Here is a 23,907-nt window from a genome sequence, read left to right on the forward strand (position 1 = left end):
TTATAATGTTCCAAACGATTTTGACCTCGTCTACTGTAAAACAACATTGCGTGATTAGAACATTATAAAAAATACATCGTATGCATTCGGGTTATGACTCTTCCAGAAAAAACAACTTCTGTCGCCTCTTCGGCTCAGACTCACTCCAATTACACAGCAGCTTCTAATTCTTCTTCTTTGCGTCAAAATAATACTACTCGCGCGGCTTCTTTAGATGAAAGGCTTGCCCTTTATGACGAAGCTGTAAATCAAAATAACTCTACTGAAACGGTTGTGGAGATAGGGAAGAAGCTACAGGAAGAATTTTATAATCTAACGACTTCGCAGCCTACAAGAACAACAGCGTCGCCCTCCAATCATACGGGAAACTGGAAAACATCTTTCTTATATAATTTAGCGCAACTTATTGCCCATATTGTCCCTCCGCAGATATTACCGGCTAAAATCGCCAAGCCGACGATTATTCCACCAGCTGCAAATGCTACAGGAAATTCTACGACAGAGATTTCTCAACGTGCTTCTAACGCCTCTATATCTCAGAACACCACTTCTTTATCTCAGCCCGTGATTGGGGGGGGGGGTAGACCTACTGCCAAGAAAAAAGTACTGGGGACATTAGTAAAAAAATCAGCTTCTTATCGATATAAGAAGACCTTAAAAACAACTGCAAAACGTGCTCCTAGGCACATCTCTAAATCTTCTTCTGTCATTGCAAGCTCTGCTGCTTTAGAGCCATCTTTCATTGAAAAAACTGAAAATCAACTTATCGAAAAGACGGTGTCCGCGGATTCTGTTCAGAATGTAGAAGATTCACCTTCTTTTTCTAGAAGGAAACGTGCTTTAGAAGAAGAAGCTCAAGAAGCAGGTGCGGAGAAATACGATCTTACCCCAGAGAACATCGTAGATAAGTTAGGATTAACTGAAGCACAGAAGAAAACATGCCGTGCGTCCATCAATAACATTAAGAAGGCTATAGGATACTACAACAATTTAGCAGAGAAAAATTCTCGGAAAGGGCAAGACCTCTTAGTTAAACAGTCTGTTTTTTTAGAAACGATACAAAAAAAGGCTGGGTTACCTGAGACACATGCAAGTGCCAAGGTGATGACGACGATTAAAACAGAGTTTTTATCCCATCGGGTTGCTGTGAATAAGCATTTACACGGTATCTGGATTGCTGGATCTCCTCCGGATGATGTTAGTCCCTACATCAAAGTATTTTTACAGACATATGAGGATTTTGATTTCTTTTTCTGGGTAGATGAGAGTGCTTACGGCGCTGCTAAATTTTCATCTACTCTGAAAAGAATAGCTTTTGACGCATCTATCACGGAAATAAAGGAAAAAACACCGGAAGCTGCAAAAGACTTTATTCAAAATTATGAAGAATTAAAGAAGAAATACGATTCCGCTGAAGATGCTGAGCAAAAAGAACAGTATCAGAAGGATTTACACGACTTTTCTGAGAAGTACGACAAATTAAATAAAGAGGTGAAGGAAAATTTCAACGCTCTATTTTTAAAAAACATGATCACTTCTCAGGATGGGTTTTTTAATTTCTGCATGCTTAAAGGTACGAGTACCGTTACGGATGCTTTGCGCATAGAATATCTCGAACAAAACCTGAAACTTCCTCAAGAGGAGATCGAGCAATATAAGAAAACGATAGAGGATAATAAAAAGAAAATTCAGGATATCGTTGCTAAAGCCAACAAGGGTTTAGGGTCTGAAAGAGTTAAAATCAAAGATATTAAAGAACTGACTTCCATGAAAGACAAAACCAATCTCTATAATTATGAGATGGAGATGTTTTTACGATGGAATTATGCCGCAGCATCGGATCAGATCAGAATGTATATGCTCAAAGAATACGGGGGCATTTATACCGATTTGGATATCATGCCCTCATATTCTCAGGAAGCTACTGATGCCATTTTTAGCAAGGGCGGGAATAGGTTTTTTGAAAACTTACAGATTAGGCGGGTGATCTCTACTGCAGCTTTGAAAATAGCGACTGAAGAAACCCCTGTTACATTGGAAGAAATCAGTAAGGAAATCAAAACATCACAACTTACACGCGAGGACAAAAAAAAGCTCAAAGAGTTAATCCCTGAACTTGAGAAGCTACATAAAGACGAAGGAGGGGGTGGTAAAGGAAAGTCTAAGAAAGGTCTCTTTCAGACGATGGCTCCTGACACGGTTCGAGATACGATGCCAGTATTGCGAAGGTACCATAAGTGGAGTACGGGTTGGAATGTTCGTATATTGAATGGTTTGATGATGGCTCATAAAGACAGCGCTGCGGTTGACGCTGTCATTAAAGGGCAACAGCGCGCGTATGCTGAATTAAAAGACTTAAGGGAAAACGTTCTTAGCGGGACTTTCTTTAATACTCTTGATGATCTCACACATTTGGATCAAAAAGATAGGGTGGGACATTATTTAGTCAAAGATTATCTCGGAAAGAGTCTATTTTACAATTTTAGACAAGATTCGATTATTCCTGGTGCGGTAAGTACATTAGGAATTACAGGTCCTGATTTAATTAAGAAAGAACTGGTCAAGTATTTCAAAGATTTTGGCCCGATGGGAAAAGAATTTCTTAATGAAAATGGGAGGAACTTAGGAGATTCTGCGTATTTAGGCTCCTATAAACAAATTAAAGATGAGCATGGTGAAACTACCTATGACTGGAAGAATCCGCTATCTGTAGGAGCTAATGACGTCACTCCTGGAGATGAGAGTTCGTGGTGTAATGTCAGACAAAAATGCGCTGGGGAATTACTTTTTTCTGATTCATCAAAGTTACGTGTAGAGACGCCTAAGGGAATAGAGCGTACAAAAGTTAATGAGGCAGACTTCACTAAGTTATGGAAGGAGGAGTCGAGAAAAAAACTGCCTAACCGTTTGTTAGCAAGGTTTAATGAACTTATTGACAACCCTAATATAGATGTCGCGAAATTATCTGATTTAGATTATGACATCCTTAAAGCCAAACTAGCAATCACTAACGATCCTGCGGCAACGACATCTTTATTTTCCCTGCAGCTACAGCTTGCAAACCTTATTCGTGGTGTGCAACTTCCTGTTGGCAATCAGATGAACTTTTTCCCAGATTTGTATAAAAATGTCGAGGATGACCTAGAAAAAGCCATTAAGCTGTATCTCAAAAGCCATTCTCAGACGACCATTACCTTATGGTATAGCTCGTCAGGGAACCTCTCCTTGTTTTTAAGAGATATGCTCTCTGTAGCTGAGAGACAACTTGCCGTTGGTAATCTCATTGACTCTGTAGGGCAAGCTCCTCTTTCTGAAAAACAGATTAATCTCTTAACAACCTATGTGGAACTGAAGTCTAAAGAGATTTTAAGTAGTTTCTCCTCTGATGAAGATTTGACGAACTTTCTAGAGACTTTGAATAGCATCACAGAGGATGCTCAACTTCGACCTCAAATCGAGAAGATTGAAGAGAAGATTTCATCAGGGCACTTCTATCAAGATCTGGAAGAGCTCATAAATAAGTGTCTGGGTCTACCTGAGCACAAAAGAAGAAAGCTGATTCTTGACACGATGAAGGATATAACCCGATTTAGTGGTCTGGATAAGCAGGAACAGCAAAGCGCACAAAAATGGTATGAAAAAATCTATGATACTACGTTAGAAAAACGCGTCTTAAATCCCCAAAAAAAATTAGAGGCCCTTCTCAAAAAATTTGAGAGTAGCGAACGTGTTCGTCTAGAGAACTTGGATCTATTCTTACGTGATAGATCCTTATTTTCACGTATGCATCGGGATGGGTATGCCTTTGCTGATTCCAATGATCTCTATCGGTTCATGGTAGCTGAAGCAGGAATTTCAGGAATCTTTTCTGTAGATAGTGTCTTGCCTCCCCCCTCAAAGCATCTCGTCAATATGATGAAAACAACGCTAAACGCTGATTATGAGGATATGCATGACACTCTTGGCGCCGTATATAATTATCTAGCTCTAGATCCTGAGACTGAAGAGGCAAAAGCTGCTTTAGATAAGATCCCTGAAGGATTAAGGGAGAAACTTCAAAACTCTCATATTCCTGATTTACTCATCCCTCCAATTGATAGCCATGTCTCTGCTTTAGGAATGCAATATGGAGTAGAAGAAGGAGGGGAATCTGAGCGTATAATGGCAAGCATTATGCCGGGGGAATTCAATCCAACCAGCTACATCATGTCAAGCTATTTAGATACTCTTTATCAGCTACATCAACGCATTCATGATGGTTCCTTAACTCTAGAATCCGCTAAAAAATTATTAAATGAAAATCACATCTATTGTTTTGTTGAAGACACTCGTCTTCAAGAGCTTGTAAACCTTGCGCAAGAGAAGAAATACCTCTCCCTAACTGAAATTAATAAACTTCTCTCTAAGAAAAAGAATTTCGCACAAGCAGCATCAGCCTTGTTGGATGGTGTTTTACCCGGAGCGAATCAGATCTTACAACGTGATGCGGATTTCGGCCGTCCCTTAGCGACGACAATGCTAGAGCCGACAGCAATGAATCCGTATGATTATCGCGGTGCAGGGTTAAGTAAAGATCTTTTCTCGACTCCTCCTGATGTGCCTACACTCCCAAATGTTGTAGAACGAGCGAAGTATTCTCTAATGGCATGGCCTGATTTTTCTAGAGAGCATATACATCCATGGAGTGTTTTAGCACGCACATTTGGCTCCAATATTGTTCACGTACACCCGCAAACATTCCTATATGATTTAGAAGGACGTTGTATGGGCTTGGCTATGCTCTACATGTCAGCGAAAACCCCAGTAGAGTATGCCTTCCTCACGCAAAATCTTATGACAGTAAGTTCTCTATTTCAAACAAAAGAGCGTGATCATCTCCCCCTATCAGAGGCAGATAACAAATTCTTACTCAAAAGCCAGAGCTACATTGATTGGTTACAGTATCGTGGAAACAAAGAGATAAAAACGCAGGGGATACTCACTCCCCATACATGGGATATTGCAGCGTTATCTGAGAAATTCTCGAAAAGCACAGGATCAAAAAGCCTATTAGTGACCACGCCTACGCATTCCTTAGTTGTTCAACACTTGGATTGGGGTTACAGATTTACAGACCCGAACTTTGGACATTGTGACTTTGCAACATTACAACAGGCTCTCTCTTTCTTAGAATCTTCAGTACAGTTATCTGAAGAAGTAAAACTTCGCTATGGAATCTCCGAACACAAAGATATAAAAGAGCAGCTAAAAGTTTATACCTTAGATTCTCAAAAAGCAGAGAACTCCTGGTTCCCATCGACCAACTTGAAATTCCTCTCATATGATCAACATATGATTACTTTAGATAAGATGATTCTAAGGGGAGATGTCTATGTAGGTCGTAAAAAAATATCCTGGAGGCACTTATATGCCGCAGGAGCTACGATTGATCATAAAAGGATCGATGAAAAAACTCGTGAAACAGATCTAGACAAATTACAGATAAACGGGGAGATTTTAAGTGATTTTCTTTCTAGAAATACCTTAGACGCTCCTCTTGCTAGCACCATTCAATACCTCTTAGACACTTACGGCACAGAACCTGGGACAAAAGAGGTCAGCAGAAGCTTAATTGTTGAAACTCCAAGAGATTTTGCTTCCATAATAGGTGGGTTCAAAACTAAAGCGCACCAAATGAGCGCCATGTTGCGCAATGTAATGGATTCTATAAGATCATCCATCAAAGATATTCCCCCCGGCAATCAAGATAGAGTGTCTGTCACAGACATAGAAGTCGATGGGGAAGATAGGATTTCCTTCAAATTCAAATGTGGCAGCTCTCCGGAAAAAAAAATACAAATCCCAAGTCATGGACTAGTCAAAGTATTTAGACAGCTAGGGGGCATGTTAAATGACCTTGCTGGCACAGGCGTTATGGATATGGAGCTCGGTATGTCCGCAGTCTCTATTATACAATATGCACGCTTGGTGGAAGCAGGAAAGGGGGGAAGTGCCCTAGCTATTTTCAATTTGTCTTTAGACGTCAAAGAAATGGCTGAAATGACCTTGGGAGCTATTGTCCAAGGTGTAGGAAAGAAATTCATTACCGAAAAAGGGATAGACGGCCTTCGACTGGAATCTGTCTTGTCCAAACAACTTATAAAAGTTTCTAATAAAGTTGGAGGGACTGTAGGGAAAGCGCTGTTTAGAGTAGGACAAATGTTAGAGCTCCCCATCCTAGAAACTGTTGCAGGTGTTTGGGGTCTCTACAATAGCGTGGAAGAACTCATGCAAGCCTCTTCACATAGCGATATGATGGGAGCTCGTGTGCAAGTTGCCTTTGATGTGATTTCCTTAGCGTTAACACTATCAGCTGTTGTGGCTCCTGCAGCGATGTTGGCAGCCGGGCCTATTGCTGCTATCGGGATGGGAGCCTCATCCATTGCCCGCAATGTAGCAAAAACAGAAGGACGCCACAAGGAATGGGGGAAATATAAGAAATTTCTAGAAGATGGATCGGAGCATGTTGTCACCGCGTTCCCAGAAAGAGGTCTTATAGATTTATCTGGCAACCAAATTTTAGGGAATATCTATCTAGATCTAACGCACAATCCTCCGATTTTTAAAGGAGAGCGCTCCTACAATGCTAACAGATGGATTGGCCATAAGCCACATTTATCGGACCATCAGATCCGAGAAAAACTCGGTTATGCATTTAGGATTACTCCAACTTACGCTTTAGCGCTGGGGCATGCCAATAGCTACTGGCCTCCTGAAGTTCCTCATATCCCTGCAGGAACCTATAACACTGTGATTCTAGGATACGGAATTACCTACAAAGGCACTACTGAGGTTGTTTACCTGTCAAATAAAATCGTTTGGCGGGAAGCAATTATGGATCCAGAATCTCGTTACTTTGTCTCTCCTTTAACAGCTCAAAATCATAGAAGTACGGTAATTACTGGGAAGACGCACACAACTATTGTTCCTGTTCGTCTTTTAGATGACGATTCAAAAGAAAGGCTAGATCAAGCCTTAGAATATAAAAATTATGAAATCCGGATTCAAGGGGGCTCAGGAGGAGTCTCGGTTCAAATCGGAGGTGCTGGGTACTATAACCTCACCGGAGCTCCAGGAGCTGAAAATGTGATTTCATTCCGAGCTATTCCCCCCCCATTGGCAGTGCAATTCAATCTGTCCCAAGGGCTGCAAGATGTGCCTCTGATAAGACCTAATGGCACAAAAATAAATATGTTGAAAATCAAACAAAAAGGGTTTTCTACAATCATTGGTTCTTCTGGAGGGCAGGATACTTTAACAGGACATCGTGATACCAAATTCTACGTCAGCCCAGGAGGAGGGAAGGTATATTCTGGAGCGGGGACAAACTGGTATTACATCCCTAAATTAAATGAGAACCTGACTATTGTACTCGCTACGAATTCTACGGATCATAGTCTTCATCTCAACATGCATTCCTATGAGCTGCATTCAGTCGAGAACAACTTAAACTTATTAGGTCTCAACGGAGATAAGCACAAAGGCATATACATTGAAAATGCAGATAAGAGTAGTTTGTTTGATCGTTGGATAGGGCACTTTATAGTCAAATTCTCTGATGGCATTACAGTTGAAGCTGTAGAAAGACCTATCCCTGGGAATCATACAAATGCCACCACTTTAGGTTTTACAAAATGTGACCAATCTACATGGGCGTTAAAACATCCTGAAGAGCCCGGATTCGTGGATAATATTGTGAAATGGATGAAAAAATACCTCTGGTGGTTTGCTCCCGAGGTATCCATCACTCAACAACACGGTCATGTATCCTATTTCGATCAGGAAAAGCTTTTTGTTTATAAACCTGACAAGCATAGCGAATTAGAAATTCGCGCTCAGGAAGAATTCTTAACAACAGTTCAGGGTTCTGTAGGTTCTTCCTATATCTTGTCTTCTGCACCAAATAAGCAAGCTAAACGTATTGATATTGTACTAGCAAAAGATGAAGACGCTCCTCAATATCTTGATCTCAGCAGTCTTATTCCAAGTTTAGTAAAAGGCAGAATAACCAACGGCAGTAATTCAAGTATAGATTTAGAAATTTCTTCCCCAAGATACACGATCCCTCTATCTCTACAATGGGATCCGGAAGCATTGCCTGAAAAAACAGTAATAGAAGTACATCCTCAGAATCGTCCTACACTAGGGGAATGGTACAAGATTCTGAAAAAAGACCCTACACAATGGCATACTCTTTACCGCTACTCCGTCCTAATTCCTGAAAGACTTGAAGGCATCCTTAGCATGAACAATACGGCAACCTTGATGCTAAGTGAGTCGCGAAAAAACGAAGAGCATATCCTTGGCGTGGAAAATAAAGGGGATGTGAATCTAAAAATCTGGGGAACACTCTGGGCGGGACATATCAAAGGCGCTATGCGCCATCTACATTGGAAAACGTTTAACAATTACCGAGCTCTAGAGAAATTTGGCATTACAATAGATGCGCATGGTTTCCAATATCTTGCTTTCGAAGGCACTGAAAAGAGTGGGGATAACATCCTCTTCCATAGTGTGCTAGAGTCCTACCCATTCAAAGCTAAGCAGACGCCACAAACAGAGCTCTCTCACCATAAATGGAAGTTCTATGATGAAATTCAAGTCTTCGCAACCACATTACACCTTCAGGATTTCAATCGCTATCACATAGCCTCAGAAAATAAGGCGTTATCACGACAGTTACTGTATGCTAAAAATTTAGTCAGCATATCAAACAGAGATTTCATCGTAAAACTCTTCTATGTCAGAGAGGGATTCGGGATAGGCGCCATGCGTTTGGTATTTAAAAACTTCTTTAATGAACATATGGAGGATATTACCGAAAAAACATTAGAGAGGGAAGCAAAACCCTGGATGGCTTCCAATCCACACGCATTCATTGATCCAAGTTATCAGAATCACTTAGAGCTCATATTAGGGAAGGAGAGGTTGAACCTCGCCACATTAGTCAGAGAATTCTGTGCTTCTTCCCATATTCTTCCTCTAAGTGAAGATGAAGATCATCGCTTGATTCTTCCTGAGCGTTATCAGCCAGCAAACTTAGCTGTATTAACCTACACTATAGATTCTAACAAGATTCACAATGGGCCAGCAAATACGTTGCGCTTCTTTGACAACACCATGAAGGAGTATAGGCTACCTTTAACAACAATCTTGAAAAGCTCGTATTACTTAGATCCGGTAACTGGAGATCTTTATATAACGCGGCTAGTGGCAGAACAGACCGATATACAGCATCAAGCATTCGTTATTAAGTTGAAGGGTTTTAAACGGCATTGGGAAAGCTATAAACATATTTTCATCTCAGGAGCTCATGTAGGACTTACCAGATCTAAAGGCACAGCTCTGACATTTATCGGTCCAGAGCTACGTCATCTAGAAATTGATTTTCCAAGAAATACGACCCACCACGTATTCCCAGAAAGGCTGGTTTCTCGATCAGGCTTAGTATTCCCAACTAACGACCAGGTTGTAAATTATGATCCTCGAATTGATAAACAGTTCCATACCATACTAGATTACATGTTATGGAATCTTCGTGACAGAGCATGGGGATCTAAGAGAGCTAAAGCATACGATAGCTATTTATTAGAATCTGCCATGCATATATACGATAAAAATCCTCAATGGAAAATCCCTGAAAGCATGCTGCATTACGCTATTGGCTACTACAAAGTGCAAGTTCCTCGATGGGTACGTTCTCATATGCGCCCCTACACACTTGTAAAAATGCTAAAAGGAAGTATTACACTCTCGTTAATCACTACACAAAATGAGATTTTTGCTCACAAACGTGGATCCGGTTTCAATATCTACTTTGCCCTGCTTGGATTGAATAAACACGTAGAACCTCATAGTAACAAGCCTGGGGACATGACGTTGCGTCTAAAACAAGATGTCATTCTGAAAGTGAGGAAAGTCGATGAAAGTGAATACCAGAAAAAAAGAGTCTATGTGGTTGCAGAAATTGCTACGGAAGAAGACCGTAGTCTACGGCCTAACTCACAAGTACTCATCTTTCCCGGGGGGGAGAAGATCAGATATAGAAGAAGTCTGAAAAATCCAAAAGAAAGCAATTCTACAATCACCGATTAACAATGACTTTACTCATTAGTGGTCGGTGGATTTTACTATTTTATTCTCGGGAAATGGAGAGCAAAATCGAACTGTCAGAAAAAAAGTTACAACTAACTATTGCTAGAATGTTTGTGTTTTTGATAAAATGATGCTAACCACTTATATTCCTCGTGGGCTTGAAAATGCTGTTCCATATTAAAGAACAAATGTCAAAATTGAGTTTTTATTTAGAAAGCTCTTCTTTCTCCCAAATGTTTTGGTGGGCTTGCGCCCGTTAATCTTTTTATTTCATTCAATTTTTGTTTTGAACTGTGTTGTTAACTAGACATCTTGTTAGCTTCACGACCGTTATTTTACGTCGTTTTGTCATTTCTCCTATGTGTCTGTAGGCTATGCCAAGCGATGGTATGTACTGTTTTGTTTGTTGTTATTTCATTCAAAAGAAAAATTACGTTTTATAATTAGGAGAAAACATAATGTATACTTGTGATACTTGTGAGGAAGATTTAGACCTTTCATTAGATTTAGGTGAAACTTATGAAGAACTCGAGACCTATGGGGGACAATATGTTCCACTAGAACTCGTTAAGCCCTTGGAAGATCTGGACCGGAGCTATGAACAATTAAAAAAAGATCCTCAATTTCGAGAAACCTTCCACCATATTTTAAAAAATTACGCAGGGAGACCAACGCCTTTAACAGAGGTCAAAAATTTTTCTAGAGCCATCAATGGCCCACGGATCTTTTTAAAAAGAGAGGATCTTCTACATACAGGAGCTCATAAAATCAATAACGTCTTAGGCCAATGTCTTATAGCCAAGTTTCAAGGGAAAACCCGTGTTGTGGCAGAGACTGGCGCCGGACAACACGGAGTTGCTCTTGCAGCAGCAGCAGCATATTTAGGCATGGAATGTGTGATTTTCATGGGGGAAACGGATATCAATAGACAAAAGCCCAATGTAGACAGAATACGTGTCTTGGGAGCAGAGGTTGTTTCCGTGAAAAGAGGAAATTCCGGCCTTAAAGAAGCTGTAGATGCCGCTATCGAAGATTTTATTTTTAAACATGACCACACGCATTTTTGCATAGGATCTGCGTTAGGCCCCTATCCCTACCCGAAGATTGTGCGGGATTTTCAATCTGTGATTAGCTTGGAGGTCAAAAGCCAAATCAAAGAGTATACGGATCGAGATCCTGATATTCTGATTGCCTGTGTAGGAGGAGGATCCAATGCTATAGGTTTTTTTCATCATTTTATTCCAAATACAAAGGTGAAACTTGTAGGCGTAGAGGGAGGTGGTCTTGGAGTCGAATCTGGGAAACATGCGGCAAGATTTGCCACAGGGAAGCCTGGCGTGGTTCATGGTTTTCATTCGTATGTACTCCAAGACGAGGACGGGAATTGTGCAGACACTTACTCTATCTCTGCAGGATTAGATTACGTAAGTGTTGGCCCAACACATGCAGAAATGCATGAATCTGGACGTGCTCAATATACCTATGCAACGGATGATGAGGCTTTAGAAGCTTTCCGTCTTCTATCAAAGACAGAAGGTATCATTCCAGCTTTAGAATCTTCTCATGCCTTGGCTCATATGATAAAAATAGCTCCTTCTCTAGATAAGGATACGATTGCCATTGTTAACCTTTCAGGAAGAGGAGATAAAGACCTATCACAAATTATAGACCTCGACAAAAGAAAAAAACATTCTTAGACGCACAATATCGTGAGTCTTGTAACCAGAAAACATTTCCATCTTTGTATTTTCCTCAGTACAAAGATGGAAATACTTTTTTCAAAAAATATTAAATCGAGTTTGAGAGACTCTTATCATTCGCAGAAGAAGATGGGGAAGGGTTTTTTGCTAAAATAGATATGAAGCTCACATGATAAACGCGGCTATCATCAAGACTTTTCTGAAATCCTGATTTAATTTTTCTTATAGCGTATGCTTGCTCAGAAATTGATTTAATATTAGCGATATTGCGACTGATTAGCACAGTAGCTACAGTATAATTACCTACTTGTAATTGATAGTTATACTTAGCACCATCAAATCCTTGCAAATCTAAGCGTACTTTTCCTTCCGTAAGAATCTGACTTTTGGCCTGATTCCTCCAAATATTGGAGTACGTCATCTTATTGACTAGAATTTTTGCGTCACGTTTATGCGTCTTTACAATATTCTCAACTTTGGATGAGCAGCCTTGAAATGACTGCTTACGAGTTACCGCTATCTCCTTTGAAAACGATCCAGAACCCGATCTCAAATCATAGCTATGCCAACAAGGGGAAATAGGGAAAGCCATAGGCTACCCCCCCCCCCCCAACGCGAGGAAAGCCCCCGAGAGATAGTTAGGAGGCTATAATAGCCTATTCTTATGAGAAAATAACCGCATAGTAATCCAGAAATAAAGTTTCCTAAGAAATTTCCTTTCTCTAAATGATTCACATCTTCTCCATAACAAGAATTTCCATTTACCCCGGCTGAAGAGTAGGTCCTGCAAAAAGATATATTTTCTATTTGAGACAAATGGGGGAAGGGGGGGGTACGTCAGCAGAAGAATTATAGAAGTTCTTCATAAAAGAAGAGCTCTCCGCAAATATCGGTATAGCAATTCGTACATCTAAAGATGACTTAGATAATAGTTTAGTTCCTAAAGGCATACCGAATCTTCTATCAGAACTCAGTTGTGCTAATGTTAAAAACATCTGAAGGAATTTTCTCTACAAACGATTTTCTTCTTTCATATAGGAGTCTAAAGTCAAAGCACCGCTCTACATGGGGATTACTATATTTTTTTAATAACACCACACGATGTAATAACCTTAATAGCCTATTTGCCCATAAAATTCTAATAAAAAAGAACTTATATTAAAAGTAAAAGCGTTGTGAAAAGAAACTTTCCAAGTAAAAAAGTCCGTAGTTGCATTTTCTTTTATAGAATAGATCAGAATAACAAACTTAATTTCCTATAATTATACTTATCGAACTGTAAATGAAAAAATAGAGACAAGAAGAGTTATGCCAACTCCTGTTGAAAAATCAAAGGCTTTGTAAAAAATTTTTGTCGTAAGCGGCTGTAATTAAACAGGTTGGTTTCAAGAAAACTTTTCCAAGAAACTAGATAAAAATCCATGCCTTTGGCAAAATTCCCCGGTACGCCAAAACAACATGGGGTACGCTGAAAGAGAATTACATAGAGCTAGAGTTTAGATATGCTTTCGCGGTGAAAATCCTGCCTACAGAGCTGCCTCAGGGGGAAAACATGCTATGCTCGTGATGTATGCCTACGTGTAAAGATATAGTTTTGGTGGCATATTTTTCCAGTCTTTTATTTCTTCATGTCTAAATTATTTAGAATTTCTTCGTATTCCTAAATTATTTAGATAAATCTAACAAAGACATTGCATCACTTACCCATAATTTAATCATTGAACTCAATGATGAAGAGAAGTTGTTTCAAAAACCAGTCTCTTTGTCCATCTATTTTTTCTCTTATGGACTCATTTTTTCAAATTTCATTAGAGAATGGCTGAGAGCCATTTCTTTTGTTTATGTTTCGCAGAATAAAGGAGATGCAATGGTAGCACCTGTTCGAATTCCTATAGAGGATTTAACTAGCGAGAACCAAGAAAACACTCCTTCGCAAGAAGGAAGAGCCAGTTTAGAGGCTGTCGCTAGCCAATTGAATGAAGTTATTATCAATATGTCTGAAATAGATCTGACAAATAATGATGATAGCGATGTAGGAGGGAGTAGAGCGGTTTCTGAGTCTTTATGTATAGCTAATACAGAGACCCCAGAGCCTGCAGACTACGATATTGGAACAACATACGTTAATGGCAGTTGGCAGACAGAGACGGAAGCTCAGCTAGAAGGCATGCATATCAGCGGACTTCGAGGAGAACCCGTACGAGTTCTATATAATTCCGGAAGAGGTCTCACATCTTCAGGATTTTTAAATCGACGTAGTTCCGTTAGCCCTATGAATTCTCTATGCGTTACTATATTAGAGATTTTACAAGCATTCTTTTCTCATCCAGAAAACGCTGGAAGAAGACACACTCTTATATTTTATGGCGATGCAGGAGCCTATGTTCAGCAAGTCCTAGATCATTCCCCATATGCTAGTCGTGTAGATTGTATAGGGATTGCTCCAACAACATATGTCACTGGACATTCAAACGTTCACCATTTTCGCGTTTCTGGAGATCTAGCCACTTTACGAGATCGCGATGGTTATAATAACTCTAGTGTTAGCACCTTAGGATATTCAGCCGGAACTGAAGGCCTTCTTTTACCTGGATTGCGAGATCCTTCCTATCAATATGTTCTAGGGATACAGGATCCTTCTCAATTAAATGAAGGTCCAGTTACAGATCCTGCAGTTGCCATATCCCTAATACAAATGGGCTCGGACATGCGAGCTTTTGCTCAAGCAGAACGCGCATTCAACGATGTAGATAATCCCAACGAAGCCTTAGTTAACCCTTATCCTTCTACCTGGCCCGATACTATACTCACCGGAATCTTCCTTGTTCCCAGCATACTTGCAATAATGCAAGACGTTTTCGTGCGTAGTCTTTTACCAGAGGAAGACCAGCCTTTCTACTGGGTCTCACATGTGGGATACTCTGCAGGGCTACTTCAAAGACTCGTGTTAATGTTCACAAACCATAGGGACCTAAGATTCAATCATAGGGGAGCACGCTTACTAGTTAGGTCTTTTGCAGCTCCTATGCTGTTAATTTCTGCCGCAGAATCTGTAAACTATCTACAAAGAATGCGAAGACCCATCCCGATTCTACAAGCAATTTACTTTGGCGGATCGGTAATGAGTGGAACTTGGGTAGTTTTGGCTATTGGAAACACGTTCTTAACCCGTATGCGCGCAAGCGTACAAAGACTTGGACTAAGACTCATGAGAGATCCTGAACAAGAACGAGGGGGTAATGAGAGAAGAGCTATTCGCGTTGCTGATGCTGCGAGGCGCGGAATTGCTACAGCTCTGCCCACCATGTGTGCAGGGGTTGTCGCGGGACTAGGCGCTGGACTACTCAATGGGTGTTCTATACCAAGCGCCTTGAATAGGCCTATCAATGCAACAGCCCATAATCTCCCTGAGAATAGAACCTGGGTATTTGACGGAGATATATTAAGGGATCCTTCTAGATCATGGGTATCAGGAGATTGGTTCGGCTTATCTGCAACTATTTCTTTCTTACTAGGGCTCATCGTGATTTGTACTTCTATTGGAGTCATAGTAGCCTCCGTAAGAAGAAATCGTCACCGCAGAACATAAAAAGTGACAAATAACCTGTAATGCTGTAGCATTACAGCAAATCAAGGGAAAAGAAATGGCGCAGGAAAGTAATGAAAATGGTTGGGGAGACTTTTTAGAGCTGTGCTCTAAAATTAAGACTCCTGAAGCATTTCATGATTTCTTTGCGTTATTTCTTACTTTTGGAGAGCGAGAATCTATGGCTTCTCGTTTTTTAATTGTCCAAGCGTTACTCGCGGAGCAGCTCACACAACGTGAAATTGCCCAAAAATATGGCGTGAGTATCGCACAAATTACAAGAGGATCAAACGCTTTGAAAGCGATTGATCCTAAATTTAAAGAATTTTTAAAAAATTTAAATAGAAAATATGGAAACCAGTAGAGCCAATACATTTTCTACAAATGCTTTAGCCTTATTGAACGCTTTGTGCGTATATTCCTCTATATTTCTTTGGTGGGCATTCGCCCTATAATTTTCCCCCTATTTTCCTAATTCGAAAACTTTGACCCTAAAGACAGTAAAAGCTTCTTAAAGCCTTATATTGATGCTGCCAACAGAAAATTTGTAAATTCATTGATATAGTTGTAGATCCAAGTAATTTGAGCGCTGCTATGCTACAGACCTATTTGCAATCAATTATGAATCAATCACATTTAACATATGATGAGGTGGAATCCGTTACTAATCTCATGTTAAATGGAGCTGATCCGCATCAAATAGCAGCCTTTTTGGCTGTGTTAAAATATCGAGGAGAAACACCCACAGAAGTTGCTGGAATGATCTCTGCGTTACAAAAACAAGCGACACCTGTAAACCTTCCTTTTCCAGCTTTAGACATCGTAGGGACAGGAGGAGATTTAGCAAATACAGTTAATATTTCCACAGGATCAGCCATATTAGCAGCAGCTTGCGGGATCCCTATTGCAAAACATGGAAATCGTTCTGTTTCTAGTCAAAGTGGGTCTGCAGATGTTTTAGAAGCACTCGGAATAGAAATAGAAATGTCTCCAGAAGAATTGCTCTCTTGCGTTCAAGAAGTAGGTATTGGATTTATGTTTGCTCCTATCTACCATCCCTCATTAAAGAAATTAGCTCCTATACGAAAAGGAATGAAATTCCCTTCCGTATTTAACATTTTAGGCCCACTGCTCAATCCTGCAAATACTGAGTACGCTTTAATAGGGGTTTCTAATGAGCCTATTTTAGAACTTATGAGCGAAGTTTGTCTCAAGTTTAAGAACACAAAGAGAACCTTTCTTTTTCATGGAAGTGGTCTTGATGAGTTAACCACACTAGGAAAAGTCGTGGGTTATGATATTCAACAAGGCAAAAAAACTCGCCTTGAAATAGATCCCACATCGTTAGGGTTTAATTCTTGTAAAATCGAAGACCTAAAAGGCGGTAATTCTAAGTTAAATGCTTGCATTCTGAAAAAAGCTTTCATGGGTCAACAAAGCGCTATTGCTGACGCTCTTATTTTCAATGCTGGAGCAGCCATGTGGGTTTTTGGCAATGCTGCAACTTTAGAAGAAGGGATACATAGTGCCCGAAAAACACTAATGGAAGGAGAAGCACTAAGAGTACTAGCACAGTGGGCAGCATTTTCACAACAACTAAAGTTGAAGAGGGGATCATGCAATTAGCTCATCATTTAACAAACATTATTGCTTATAAAAAACAAGAAGTAGAACGGCTCAAAGAAGAAGTTAGCTCACAGAAAAATCATTATCTGAGTCAAATTCTAAAGCAAAATCACTTACAAAAAGAGCAGTTTGCCACAGCTCTAAAGGAACCGGGTTTATCCATTATTGGTGAAATAAAAAGACAGTCTCCAACACGTGGAAAAATTAGAAGTATAGATAGTCCAGCAGATCTTGCATTAAAATATTGTTGTGGAGGGGCCTCTGCTATTTCAGTTCTTACTGATACTCAAGGCTTTGGCGGATCTTTTTTAGATATGCAACAGGTAAATCAAAAACTCCAATCACAATACTCTCATGTTTCTGTATTGAGAAAAGATTTCATCCTACATCCTTTACAACTAGCCGAAGCTATTTTCTTCGGAGCACATGCTGTTCTTTTAATCGTGAGCGTTGTTGGAGAAAATTTAAAATTTCTCATACAAGAAGCCCAGAGATTAGGTTTAGAAGTTTTAACCGAAATTCATGATTTGTCAGAACTTGAGTTAGCTTTAGAAGCAGAAGCTCCCATTATTGGGGTTAACCACCGCAATCTTCAAACTTTTGAAATCGATCTCAATCTATCCGAGATTCTAAAACCCTTTATCCCTCCTCAGATCATTACTGTAGCTGAATCAGGAATCCATCACCCTACACAAGCCAAACGGATGCGCGAGCTTGGATTTGACGCTATTTTGGTCGGAGAAGCCCTTGTGAGCTCTAAAGATCCTTCTTTGTTAATTAAACAAATGAAAGGAGAAGAAAATGAAAGTTAAAATTTGTGGAGTTACACATCCAGAAGACGCAGAATATGCCGCTCTTTTAGGAGCAGATTATATTGGAGTGATCTTTGCCGAGAAATCAAAACGAAAAACCTCATTATCCATGGCCAAAAGCATTGCTGATACAACAAAACGCCTGGGTGCCGAGCCTGTAGGCGTGTTTGTGGAACAAACTACAGACCAGATTATTGCTATCTGCGAGCAAACAGGAATTAAGACTATTCAACTACACAGTACTTTCCCTTTAGGAGCTCTTGAAAACCTCTTGAGAGATTATTCCATCATTTATGCAATTTCTGTCCGAGAAAATGGAGATGTTTGTCACCCACAATCTTTGCCCCCCAAAGTCATTCCTTTATACGACACTGAGAAGGGGGGGACGGGCAAACAGTTTAACTGGAAAGCATTTTCGTTGCCAAAAGATACCTTTTGGATGCTAGCCGGGGGATTAAACCCTAAAAATATAGAAGAAGCTGTTGCTACTTTGCATCCCAATGGAGTTGACGTTGCTACCGGTGTAGAATTCCCAAATAAGACAAGAAAAGATCCAGATTTACTTAAGGCTTTCATCCTGTCTGCAAAAAAATCCGGGGAGAAAATATGAAACATCCTTATCCATTTGGCGGGCAATTTATGCCAGAAATATTGATGGCTCCTGTTCAAGATTTAAGCAATAGCTGGAAGTCCCTGCAAAATCACAGTGACTTTAAAAATGAGTTAGATTCGGTTTTAAAAAATTATGCAGGAAGACCAACACCTCTGACTGAAATTAAGAACTTTGCCAAAGCAATACATGGACCACGAATTTTTCTAAAAAGAGAGGATCTTCTACACACTGGAGCTCATAAAATTAATAATGCTCTAGGCCAATGTTTGCTCGCAAAACATCTAGGAAAAACACGAATTATTGCAGAGACGGGAGCTGGACAACATGGAGTTGCAACAGCAACTGCTTGTGGCTGCTTGGGTCTTGAATGCGTCATTTACATGGGTGCTAAAGATATCGAAAGACAGAAGCCCAATGTAGACAAAATGAACTTATTAGGCGCAGAAGTCATTTCTGTTAACCAGGGAGCCCAAACCTTAAAAGATGCTGTTAACGAAGCCCTTAGAGATTGGTCTAAAAATTATGAATCTACGCATTATTGCTTAGGATCAGCTCTCGGGCCAAGCCCTTACCCTGAGATGGTGCGTAACTTCCAATCGGTAATAAGTTTAGAGGTGAAATCTCAGCTTCAGGAGATAGGTTTCTCTCCTGATCTTCTTATTGCTTGTGTTGGAGGTGGATCAAACGCTATTGGGTTCTTCCATCATTTTATTCCCGATACACGCGTTAAACTGGTTGGAGTTGAAGCAGGAGGATTAGGAATTGAGTCGGGTCATCATGCTGCTCGATTTGCTACAGGTCGTCCTGGAGTCTTGCACGGATTTTACTCCTATCTTTTACAAGATAACGAAGGACAGGTGTTGCCCACACACTCTATTTCTGCTGGTTTAGATTATCCCGCAGTAGGCCCCGATCACGCAGTATTATACGAGTCAGGAAGGGCTTCTTATACTGTAGCAACAGACAAGGCTGCTTTAGAAGCTTTCTTTCTGCTTTCACGACTCGAAGGCATTATTCCCGCTCTAGAATCATCTCATGCTCTTGCAGAATTGATTAACATAGCTCCTACTCTTCCAAAAGAGAGTGTTGTTGTCGTTAATCTATCCGGAAGAGGGGACAAAGATTTAGAGCAAATAACCAATCTAATAAAGGCTGGCAACAATGAATAGAATTGAAACAGCATTTAAAAACACAAAACCCTTTATTGGATATTTGACAGGAGGGGATGGTGGATTTGACTATAGTGTTGCATGCGCTCACGCTTTAATTCGGGGAGGTGTTGATATCTTAGAAATAGGGTTCCCTTTTTCAGATCCCGTTGCAGATGGTCCTATAATCCAAAAGGCTCACACAAGAGCATTAGAAGAAAAGACCGACTCTACAACCATTTTAGAAATCGCAAAAGCTCTACGTGAAACCTCTAATATTCCTTTGGTGTTATTTAGCTATTATAACCCGCTTTTGCAAAAAGGTCCCCAGTATTTGCATCAGTTAAAAGCAGCAGGATTTGATGCTGTTTTAATTGTAGATCTACCCATTCCTCAGCATGCAAATGAATCTGAGCCCTTCTTTCAAGCTTTAATCGAAGCTAAGCTGTTCCCCATAGTATTAGCTACACCTTCCACACGTGAAGAACGGTTATTACAAATCAGAAAGTTAGCAAAAGGTTTTCTCTATTACGTTTCTCAGAAAGGAACTACAGGAATAAGAAGCAAGCTTTCTGATGATTTTTCTACACAAATAGCGAGATTACGCTGCTATTTTCAAATTCCTATTGTTGCTGGATTTGGCATAGCCAACCGAGCTAGTGCAGCAGCAGCTTTAAAACATGCTGATGGCATTGTTGTAGGTTCTGCTTTTGTGGAGAAATTAGAAAAGAAAATATCTCCTGAAGAACTTACAACATTTGCTCAATCTATAGATCCCCGTCAGTAAGAGAAGAAAAAATGAATGAAATTTTAAAACATTATCAGAAAAAAGCCGCCCAATTAGATGAACAGGATTCTCTGAAACATTTGAGAGCTCGTTTTGCCTTACCGAAAGATCCTAATGCTATTTATTTCTGTAATAATTCTTTGGGCCTTCCTGCAGTAGGTGCTTTTACGAAAATAGAAGAACTACTGCAACGCTGGTCAGATGTAGGAGTGAACGGATGGTTTGAGGGAGTTGGAAACTGGTATCGTTCATTTGACAATCCTTTAAGACAACCTCTTTCCAAGATTTTAGGTGCGGAATATGAGGAAGTCGTTGTCATGAATAGCCTCACCATGAACTTACATTTGTTATTGGTTTCGTTTTACCGACCAACCGATACAAGATATAAAATATTAATCGAAGGTCCTACATTTCCTTCGGACTTATATGCGATAAAAAGCCAGCTGAGTTTTCATGGGAAAAATCCTGACGACGCTTTAATTATTTTAGAGCCACGTGCAGGTGAGGATTTACTTCGTTATGAGGATTTTCAACAGACTTTGGAAGAACAAGGTGAATCTATAGCCCTTGTATTTATGAACTGTGTCAATTTTTTAACGGGACAGGTTCTTGAAGTAGAAGCCATCACAAACTTAGCAAAAGAAAAAGGCTGTGTAGTTGGTTGCGACTTAGCGCATGCTGCAGGGAATATTCCCCTTAAACTCCATGAATGGGGAGTGGATTTTGCCTTGGGATGTTCCTACAAATACCTTTGTGGAGGACCAGGTGGGCCAGGTATTGCTTTTGTTCACAAATCCCATCATAATGAACAACTTCCGCGTTTCAGCGGATGGTGGGGAAATGATCCTGAAACACGTTTCCAAATGCAACTACAGCCAGAGTTTATTCCTTACAGCGGCGCTTATAGCTGGCAGGTGAGTACACCGTCTATAGTATCTCTAATGCCTCTTCTTGCGACTCTGGAGGTTTTTGAAGAAGCTGGTATGGAGAGGGTAAGACACAAATCAAAACAAATGACAGCTTTCCTATTAGAATTACTAGAGTTAGCTCCTCCTTCATGTTTTGAAATTATCACTCCAAGAGATCCAGAGTTGCGGGGAAGCCAGCTCTCCATTCGTATTCAACAACATAGCGAAGAGGTTTTACAAAAGCTGGAAGCCCAAAGGATAACTTGTGATTCGCGACCACCAGATATTATTAGAGTAACGGCAACACCTCTTTATAATACTTTCAGCGAAATCTACAAATTTACCTGTAAGTTATTTGAAGTGTTAGAGATCAAATCATGAATAAACAACCAATTTTATTATCAGGTTCTTCTAACTTAATATTGGCTCAAAATGTTTGTGCTGAGCTGAAAATAAAACTTGGGCGTATGGAGTTGAATCAGTTTCCTGATGGAGAAACTCACGTTAAGGTTTTAGAAGATGTTCGAGGTCGTGATGTTTTTATAATGCAATCGATTGTAGGTCAACCAAACCACTACTTATTCGAATTGCTTATTATTGCTGATGCCCTGAAGAGATCTTCCGCAAAGAGTATCACAGCAATTATTCCTTATCTCGGCTATTGCCGCCAGGATCGAAGAAATAAAACAGGGGAACCCATTACAGCCAAGCTTGTAGCGGATGTTCTTACTACAGCAGGTATTACCAACCTTATCACATGTGATTTACATGCTGATCAAATAGAAGGCTTCTATAAAACACATGTAGATCACTTACACTGCCAACAGCTTTTTGTAGACACTATAAAAAGCTGTATAAGCCAAGACTGTATTGCAATAGCTCCCGATATAGGGAGCATTAAAATTGCAGAAAGGATAGCAAGGATGTTAGATACTGGACTGGCTGTGATTAAAAAAGAACGTCTAAATTCGTTCGAAGTGAGCATGCAATTAATAGGAGAAGTACAGGATAAAAATGTCGTAATTATTGATGATTTGTGCTCAACAGCCAATACGCTGGTTGAAGCTGCAAATTTATGTAAGCAAAAAGGAGCAAAAAAAATCATTGCTACGGTGACTCATGGTCTTTTTGTTGGTGATGCTATACAAAAAATTGAGACAAGCGCTTTAGAGAGTCTTTTTGTTACAGATACAATACACTTACAAAGCACCTCAACATGCATAAAGACTTTATCAACAGCTCCAATGATCGCTTCAGCAATCAAAGCAGCATTATCTTTCTGACTAGGAGGTCTTTAGATTCTATTAGATTCTAATAGACCTCACCACCCATGCAACATAATACATATTATCAGACCATGCAAGTGTTGAGGAAAAGATAGGACACGCCGCTAGCCTACCACCCTGCCCCTCTTCTTTTGGAAGAGCCCTGAACGATTATCCCGATATGACCTACCAGTTGATCGTTGTGATAAGTAAAAAACTTACGCTCAAGAATATATAGAAACTCTCTGTGAATGTGAACAATAATTCTTGCACAACTTAGGTAAGAAGTTAATTATTCCTAAGAACTTCAACATTCTCGAATAATCAAAACATGGTTTCCCGCAGGATCTGTACGTATTCTTCGGATACTGATAATACGCGAGTTAATAAATCCACGTAGTTTGGATAGCTGTTCTCTTTGTAAAGCTAGATATTCCAATACATGCATATCTGCCCATTCTTGAGCAGAATACCCCACCTGGTTATTGATTCTCATTTGTCCTATAGATTCAAATTCTAGCCTTGGGAACTCTGGATGTATGAAAAAAATATCATCATCATCCCCTAAGATATCGCTACCCCGTGTCTTAGATTTAATCCCCACACCCATCCTATTTAGAACTGATTTGCTTCCTATATCTCTGAGACGTTGATGTTCATTTAGTATGCTTTCCATGTTCTTTTCTCCCAAGGATGGAAGGTAAAAATTCATAGATTTGAGTTGCTCTTTGCTGAATATATAAGGAGGATGTTCATTGAATCCCAGTGAAGGATCAATTAAGCTAGCCGTCCTTTCAGACCATCTCTCCCATCCTCCATATTTGCAATACAGAGTTATTCTCACCACGACCTTAATAATAAAGGCTATAATTGCAGGAATGATAAGCAGATATAGAAACAGTGTTCTTACTCTCTCTTGAAAGAGTAATGGAATCCGTATGTCCACATAAACAAGTTGTCCCCGTATATTGATTTTATCAATATACAAAACACGAGATCTATCTCGTAATTGAAGTAACCTATCCACCCTTTCTGCTAAAGATTCTAGATAGCCACTTCCCCTACCAATTTTAGGAAGATCTTTCAAAAACCTATGTGAAAAAATCGCTGATGAAAAAAAACACGAAATCATGAATTCAAGTAGGGAAATGAAAATTGAAATTCAAAATAGAAAGATCTGATCTAATCACCGATGTAAAAGATCTTTCTATGCGTAATGAATTGCCGTTATTGACTTCTGATCAAGTGAAAACGCTGCTGTTTTTAGAGCCATTCTACGACAGTCTTTTACAGAGCATGGAAGAATAACTCCAATATGCAGGCTAGTG

At 39.9% G+C, this 23,907-nt stretch carries 14 protein-coding genes; 12 read left to right on the plus strand and 2 right to left on the minus strand.

The features are described from left to right. The first annotated feature begins 93 nt into the window (after positions 1-93). Complete coding sequence (locus CCA_RS02820) at positions 94-10,134, plus strand: LifA/Efa1-related large cytotoxin (RefSeq protein ID WP_011006516.1); 10,041 nt, start codon at positions 94-96, stop codon at positions 10,132-10,134. 458 nt (positions 10,135-10,592) lie between these two features. Then, positions 10,593-11,831, plus strand: a complete 1,239-nt coding sequence (gene trpB / locus CCA_RS02825) for a tryptophan synthase subunit beta (RefSeq protein WP_011006517.1) — start codon at positions 10,593-10,595, stop codon at positions 11,829-11,831. A gap of 91 nt (positions 11,832-11,922) precedes the next feature. Here the strand turns inward: trpB (CCA_RS02825) and CCA_RS02830 are convergent, their stop codons facing one another. After that, on the minus strand, positions 11,923-12,426 hold the full coding sequence (locus CCA_RS02830) for a hypothetical protein (protein ID WP_050707694.1): 504 nt from the start codon (positions 12,424-12,426) through the stop codon (positions 11,923-11,925). Between the two features lie 1,275 nt (positions 12,427-13,701). Here CCA_RS02830 and CCA_RS02840 point away from each other — a divergent pair. The 9 genes from CCA_RS02840 to CCA_RS02880 all read left to right on the plus strand — a co-directional run bounded on the left by CCA_RS02840 (position 13,702) and on the right by CCA_RS02880 (position 22,597). Beyond that, the gene (locus CCA_RS02840) at positions 13,702-15,423 is read left to right on the plus strand and encodes a DUF687 domain-containing protein (protein WP_011006518.1); all 1,722 of its coding nucleotides are present in this window, start codon (positions 13,702-13,704) and stop codon (positions 15,421-15,423) included. 55 nt (positions 15,424-15,478) lie between these two features. Further along, positions 15,479-15,784 (plus strand): trp operon repressor, encoded by a 306-nt coding sequence (trpR, locus tag CCA_RS02845; protein ID WP_011006519.1) that lies wholly within the window; start codon positions 15,479-15,481, stop codon positions 15,782-15,784. 230 nt (positions 15,785-16,014) lie between these two features. Then, the gene (trpD, locus tag CCA_RS02850; protein ID WP_011006520.1) at positions 16,015-17,046 is read left to right on the plus strand and encodes an anthranilate phosphoribosyltransferase; all 1,032 of its coding nucleotides are present in this window, start codon (positions 16,015-16,017) and stop codon (positions 17,044-17,046) included. Beyond that, positions 16,995-17,858, plus strand: coding sequence for an indole-3-glycerol-phosphate synthase (locus CCA_RS02855; protein ID WP_238374146.1), 864 nt, complete (start codon positions 16,995-16,997; stop codon positions 17,856-17,858). The genes trpD and CCA_RS02855 overlap by 52 nt, the downstream gene beginning before the upstream one ends. Next, positions 17,848-18,468: a phosphoribosylanthranilate isomerase gene (locus CCA_RS02860; protein ID WP_011006522.1), complete on the plus strand. Its 621-nt coding sequence runs from the start codon at positions 17,848-17,850 to the stop codon at positions 18,466-18,468. The genes CCA_RS02855 and CCA_RS02860 overlap by 11 nt, the downstream gene beginning before the upstream one ends. Next, positions 18,465-19,640, plus strand: coding sequence for a tryptophan synthase subunit beta (gene trpB, locus CCA_RS02865; RefSeq protein ID WP_011006523.1), 1,176 nt, complete (start codon positions 18,465-18,467; stop codon positions 19,638-19,640). Before CCA_RS02860 ends, trpB (CCA_RS02865) begins: the two co-directional genes overlap by 4 nt. Then, a complete protein-coding gene (gene trpA / locus CCA_RS02870) occupies positions 19,633-20,406 on the plus strand; it encodes a tryptophan synthase subunit alpha (protein WP_011006524.1) in 774 nt (257 codons plus the stop codon). The genes trpB (CCA_RS02865) and trpA overlap by 8 nt, the downstream gene beginning before the upstream one ends. A gap of 11 nt (positions 20,407-20,417) precedes the next feature. Continuing rightward, complete coding sequence (kynU, locus tag CCA_RS02875) at positions 20,418-21,695, plus strand: kynureninase (RefSeq protein WP_011006525.1); 1,278 nt, start codon at positions 20,418-20,420, stop codon at positions 21,693-21,695. Beyond that, positions 21,692-22,597, plus strand: coding sequence for a ribose-phosphate diphosphokinase (locus CCA_RS02880; RefSeq protein ID WP_011006526.1), 906 nt, complete (start codon positions 21,692-21,694; stop codon positions 22,595-22,597). The genes kynU and CCA_RS02880 overlap by 4 nt, the downstream gene beginning before the upstream one ends. 289 nt (positions 22,598-22,886) lie before the next feature. On the opposite strand, the gene CCA_RS02885 is transcribed toward CCA_RS02880, so the two are convergent. Then, positions 22,887-23,711, minus strand: a complete 825-nt coding sequence (locus CCA_RS02885; RefSeq protein WP_011006527.1) for a hypothetical protein — start codon at positions 23,709-23,711, stop codon at positions 22,887-22,889. A 23-nt stretch (positions 23,712-23,734) separates the two neighbouring features. Between CCA_RS02885 and CCA_RS05300 the strand changes: the two genes are divergently transcribed. After that, positions 23,735-23,887, plus strand: coding sequence for a hypothetical protein (locus CCA_RS05300; protein ID WP_011006528.1), 153 nt, complete (start codon positions 23,735-23,737; stop codon positions 23,885-23,887). Positions 23,888-23,907: the final 20 nt, after the last annotated feature.

Origin of the sequence: Chlamydia caviae GPIC (assembly GCF_000007605.1) — a bacterium.
Taxonomy (GTDB): domain Bacteria; phylum Chlamydiota; class Chlamydiia; order Chlamydiales; family Chlamydiaceae; genus Chlamydia; species Chlamydia caviae.

Coding starts and splice junctions, on each gene's coding strand:
- trpA (WP_011006524.1), top strand. CDS start 19,633: ATGAATAGAATTGAAACAGCATTTAAAAACACAAAACCCTTTATTGGA.
- trpB (WP_011006523.1), top strand. CDS start 18,465: ATGAAACATCCTTATCCATTTGGCGGGCAATTTATGCCAGAAATATTG.
- CCA_RS02830 (WP_050707694.1), bottom strand. CDS start 12,426: ATGGCTTTCCCTATTTCCCCTTGTTGGCATAGCTATGATTTGAGATCG.
- kynU (WP_011006525.1), top strand. CDS start 20,418: ATGAATGAAATTTTAAAACATTATCAGAAAAAAGCCGCCCAATTAGAT.
- trpR (WP_011006519.1), top strand. CDS start 15,479: ATGGCGCAGGAAAGTAATGAAAATGGTTGGGGAGACTTTTTAGAGCTG.
- CCA_RS02880 (WP_011006526.1), top strand. CDS start 21,692: ATGAATAAACAACCAATTTTATTATCAGGTTCTTCTAACTTAATATTG.
- CCA_RS02840 (WP_011006518.1), top strand. CDS start 13,702: ATGGTAGCACCTGTTCGAATTCCTATAGAGGATTTAACTAGCGAGAAC.
- CCA_RS02860 (WP_011006522.1), top strand. CDS start 17,848: ATGAAAGTTAAAATTTGTGGAGTTACACATCCAGAAGACGCAGAATAT.
- CCA_RS02820 (WP_011006516.1), top strand. CDS start 94: ATGACTCTTCCAGAAAAAACAACTTCTGTCGCCTCTTCGGCTCAGACT.
- trpB (WP_011006517.1), top strand. CDS start 10,593: ATGTATACTTGTGATACTTGTGAGGAAGATTTAGACCTTTCATTAGAT.
- CCA_RS02885 (WP_011006527.1), bottom strand. CDS start 23,711: ATGATTTCGTGTTTTTTTTCATCAGCGATTTTTTCACATAGGTTTTTG.
- trpD (WP_011006520.1), top strand. CDS start 16,015: ATGCTACAGACCTATTTGCAATCAATTATGAATCAATCACATTTAACA.